The sequence below is a fragment of the Kistimonas scapharcae genome (genome assembly GCF_039540975.1).
GTDB lineage: Bacteria > Pseudomonadota > Gammaproteobacteria > Pseudomonadales > Endozoicomonadaceae > Kistimonas > Kistimonas scapharcae.
Genome location: NZ_BAABFL010000104.1, coordinates 1 through 3,219, shown reverse-complemented (window position 1 = coordinate 3,219; position 3,219 = coordinate 1). Strand labels below are relative to the sequence as shown.

4 protein-coding genes are annotated in these 3,219 nt (G+C 40.0%); 2 read left to right on the top strand and 2 right to left on the bottom strand.

Annotated elements, in window-relative coordinates; all coding sequences use genetic code 11:
* Positions 1-63 precede the first annotated feature (63 nt).
* Positions 64-2,241, top strand: coding sequence for a hypothetical protein (locus ABD892_RS05970; RefSeq protein WP_345194501.1), 2,178 nt, complete (start codon positions 64-66; stop codon positions 2,239-2,241).
* Between the two features lie 167 nt (positions 2,242-2,408).
* Here the strand turns inward: ABD892_RS05970 and ABD892_RS27205 are convergent, their stop codons facing one another.
* Positions 2,409-2,609 carry a glycine/betaine/sarcosine/D-proline family reductase selenoprotein B gene (locus ABD892_RS27205; protein WP_486329313.1) on the bottom strand — a complete coding sequence of 67 codons (201 nt, stop codon included), beginning with the start codon at positions 2,607-2,609 and terminating at the stop codon, positions 2,409-2,411.
* 51 nt (positions 2,610-2,660) lie between these two features.
* Positions 2,661-2,753: a hypothetical protein gene (locus tag ABD892_RS27200; protein ID WP_486329315.1), complete on the bottom strand. Its 93-nt coding sequence runs from the start codon at positions 2,751-2,753 to the stop codon at positions 2,661-2,663.
* Positions 2,754-2,896: 143 nt separating this feature from the next.
* On the opposite strand from ABD892_RS27200, the gene ABD892_RS05960 reads away from it, so the two are divergent.
* A complete protein-coding gene (locus ABD892_RS05960; protein WP_345194500.1) occupies positions 2,897-3,145 on the top strand; it encodes a hypothetical protein in 249 nt (82 codons plus the stop codon).
* The last annotated feature ends 74 nt before the right edge of the window (positions 3,146-3,219 follow it).

Sequence of the window (3,219 nt, the reverse complement as noted above, 5' to 3'; positions counted from 1 at the left end):
CTTAATCCCGACAGATCTTCAGCTGATCAACTTAAGAAAGCGGCTTGAGTTGGGGCGACAACTATGTTGACAAACACCGAAAGTAAAAGGGATGCATTTATTGATATTTGTGCTTCTAACCTAAAAAAACTATTAAATCTATGGTGCCAATTAGCAGAACCTTTAAAAGGGGGATTCGGTAAGAACGTAGAAAAGTTGAACCAATTGCTATGTGAGCAAAAAAAATTAATAGAACAGGAGAAGAAAAAACTAACAGAGCTGGAGCTGGAGAAGAAAAAGCTAATAGATCAGGAGAAGGAAAAGAGTAAAGCTAAATCCTTTTTGGGAAAGATGAAAGGCAAATTTGGAGTTAAAGAAGAGACTCTTGATGAGAAAATAGAGAGAAAAAAACAAGAAATTAATAAAAAAATAGGTAGAAAAAAACAAGAGGTTAATGAAAAATTAGAGAGAAAGAAACAAGAGATTAATGAGATTAATAGAAAGTTTGAAGCATCTGGAATGATGCCGTTACGTTTTTCATTAAGTCCAGTATGGGTAAATTTTTTATTGGATGACTATGCAGTACGTGAATGTAATGTCGCGATAAGAAGATTTCGTGTTGATTGGGATGGTGAATTAAGGTTGCATATTGTCGCTGATGCTCATTTAAATATAGCAATGCCTTTTCCAGATTTAAATTGTGAAGATACATTAAGTGTTGATGTGAATATACCGGTTATAGATTTAAGCTTTTATGGAGCTAATGCAGGGCGGGTGATTAGTAATATTGAATTGGGCTCAACACTAAAAACTCTGCCTGATATTATTTGGGATGTGATAAAAAAGAAGGTACGGATTCGTCCCAAAAAGACCAAACCGGAGGATCGGGAGTATAAAACTCATGTTGCTGTCCCAAAAGTTAGATTATCATTGGGGCTTGATAACAGTTGTAAAAAAATAAATCTGGTCATTGATAATTTTGATCTGGATACATGTATATCAAAGAAACAAGAGGCATATGAAGTCAAACTCCCTAAAGTTTTGTTTGAATTGCCTTCACATACGGTTAATTTTGTGAATGACTTATGTGATCAGTTAGGTGGTAAATTAACGAATAGCAAAATTTTTATAGATGAAAATCAATTTGAAGGGCATTATATGCTTCGGCGTCCGGCTGCATTAATGAATATTATTCCAGCAACCCTTCGCAAGATAAGTCACTTGTCACAGTACTGTAGCATGGATACATTCTCTCTCTCATCATCAGGAACCTATTTTTGTGTTAATCGTACAATCAAGAGTAAGAGTAAGAGTAAGAGTGAGAGTAAGAGTAAAGGGTATGATGTAAAGGTAAATCATCCTATGTTGCAGCTTTATGCAACTCACAAAACAGAAGAGGGTGTTGCAATAGAAGCGGCTATTCACGAACTATCCTACTCAATTAAGAGGCTGGATGAAATTGATGTTGTTGATTTTACGTTTGTTCCGAGAACTGGTGGTGAAGCAGAAATATGGCCTTTCGTAAGAAAAACCCTGAAAGAAGCAAGCTTTAAAAAACTAGAGTTTTTATTTAATGGGTTTCTTTTTACTAACGGGCTTCTTTTGGCGACAGATGTGTGGGAAGACATATTTAATAATACAACGGATCTCTATGATTTAATGTATAGATTTAAGCCAGAAGAACGGGATGCTGTGATTAATCAAGCGTTTAGCACCATTGATTTTATGAGGCTTGTTCGAGATAGGCTGGCATGTTCTGGGAATGATGAGCCACGTCATATGTGTATGACATTAGGGGCATTTAACTATGAATCGGTGATAGGCTTTTTCGACGAAAAAAGAGAGTCTAAAAAAGATCCCAGACATAGGTTCCTGTGGGCTCAATCGCATTTAGAAAAGCTGTATGTGCAGCGTGATGACTCGAGCCTGCTTCAATCGCTTTCCTGCGAAGCAATCATTGGAGAATGGCTAACAAGGCGTGAAACGGTCAAACATTGGTTTTCGCATTTCCAACCCTATTTTGGAGACGTGAAAAATTGTCAGATCGTATTGCAAGGCGATGAGCGGGTATTTATTTATCATTTACAGATGAATGATCAAGGGATTGAAAAATGTGTATTTAATACCCCTGAAGGTGTTGAAAAAATCGTTGATGAATCCGATGAAGATGCGGCTGAAAATTTTGTTTTATCCACTCTCCGTGCTGCGCGTCCCGATATTTTTAGCGGTTTGTCCGCATGGGTTGAGACGACTTATATATAATCAGTCCGCATTATAAAAGAGAGCATAACCAAATTATTATTAATGGACTCCCATGGAATGGCTATATACGTATGAGTGGAGTTACATTTCAGGTTTTCATTTCATAAAACCCAAAAAGCAGAGTTGCTCACCGTAGTGCACTGATACACAACGGTGAGCAAATTTCATCAGAACAAGGTTTGCTCCGTGATTTCAGTGGTCAGTGCAGACAGCGCCTTTTCAACCATCTTCCGGCGCATGGCTTTCTCATCTGCTGGTGCCAGTGTTGGGTCACCGAGGGGGTGAGGAATGGCCTTGGCCTTGACGATCCGGTTGGCGCCTACGGTCTGGGAAATTGGCGTCACTGTCGCGATATGGACGACAGGCATGACCTTCTCAATCTGCTTGACGATCGTTGCACCGCAACGCGTACAGGTGCCTCAGGTGGACGTCAGGATGGCGGCGGTCACCCCGGCCTTCTGCAGTAGCATGGCGATATCCCGCCCGAAACCTTCCGAGTTGGAGGCCGGTATACCGGTACCGACGGTGACAAATATCTTATAAATTATTTCCAGGTATCCAGTCTCAAAAACACAAGAGGCCTGGTGTTGCCTATCCTGGAGAAGTTAGGGTTGCTTATCTCCCCAATAATTTAGAGGGCCGAAAAGTAGCCCGAATGTTTCAAATTGCTTTTATGGAAAAGCGTACCTTTGCAGTGGGTGATTCAAGACAGCTGGGTACTCAAAATGTTGTAGTCTGGAATGATATTCACCATAAAACATCCCTTGATGAATATAATCAATATGGCTACCCAGATCCTGGTTATTTGCAAAGGGTGAAAGAGGAACTAGAGGCATTTAATATTGAAGTGCCTGCGCTTGATCCCAGTGATTTTCAATTGCTACGTACAGTGGATAATACCTGAATCCGCGAGTTCACAGCTAAGAAATCGGCCTGAAAACCCCAGAGCCCAAGTCTTTTCGTATAAAATCCCCTGAT